Source organism: Ruegeria sp. CDSB113 (assembly GCF_059611045.1).
On record NZ_JBXWOU010000041.1, the window covers coordinates 1 to 1,176 of the forward strand.

Annotated in this window: 1 protein-coding gene; it reads right to left on the minus strand. The window is 58.9% G+C overall.

The genetic code is table 11. The features are described from left to right. Positions 1 to 1,176, minus strand: a 1,176-nt coding sequence (gene tuf, locus AC2FIS_RS23170; protein WP_108861257.1) for an elongation factor Tu, incomplete at its 5' end; no start/stop codon positions are given.

A 1,176-nucleotide genomic window follows, 5' to 3' on the forward strand; every position in this document is an offset into this window, starting at 1 on the left:
TTACTCGACGATTTTCGACACGACGCCGGCGCCGACGGTGCGGCCGCCTTCACGGATGGCGAAACGCAGGCCGTTTTCCATCGCGATCGGTGCGATCAGCTCAACCTCGAACGACACGTTGTCGCCAGGCATAACCATCTCGGTGCCAGCTGCCAGGGTCACGGTGCCGGTCACGTCAGTTGTACGGAAGTAGAACTGAGGACGGTAGTTCGCGAAGAACGGAGTGTGACGACCGCCTTCTTCCTTGGTCAGGATATAGGCTTCGGCTTCGAACTTGGTGTGCGGTGTAACCGAACCCGGCTTACACAGAACCTGACCACGCTCAACGCCTTCACGGTCGATGCCGCGCAGCAGGGCGCCGATGTTGTCGCCCGCTTCACCGCGATCCAGCAGCTTGCGGAACATTTCAACACCAGTACAGGTGGTTTTCTGAGTGTCACGGATGCCGACGATTTCGATCTCGTCGCCAACGTTGATCACGCCACGCTCAACACGACCGGTCACAACGGTACCACGACCCGAGATCGAGAACACGTCTTCGACCGGCATCAGGAACGGCTGGTCAACAGCGCGCTCGGGTGTCGGGATGTACTCGTCCACGGCAGCCATCAGCTTGCGGATCGATTCTTCGCCGATTTCCGGCTTGTTGCCTTCCATCGCGGCCAGAGCCGAGCCTGCGATGACAGGAATGTCGTCGCCGGGGTAGTCATACGAAGACAGCAGCTCGCGGATTTCCATTTCCACCAGTTCCAGCAGTTCTTCGTCGTCAACCTGATCCACTTTGTTCATGAACACGACCATGGTCGGGATGCCAACCTGGCGGCCCAGCAGGATGTGCTCGCGGGTCTGCGGCATCGGGCCGTCAGCAGCGTTCACAACCAGGATCGCGCCGTCCATCTGTGCGGCACCGGTGATCATGTTCTTGACGTAGTCGGCGTGGCCGGGGCAGTCGACGTGCGCATAGTGACGCGTGTCGGTCTCGTATTCCACGTGGGCGGTCGAGATGGTGATGCCACGTGCTTTTTCTTCAGGCGCGCCGTCAATCTGATCATACGCTTTGAAGTCACCGAAATACTTGGTGATTGCTGCGGTCAGCGTGGTCTTGCCGTGGTCAACGTGGCCAATCGTGCCGATGTTGACGTGCGGCTTATTACGCTCAAACTTTTCCTTTGCCAT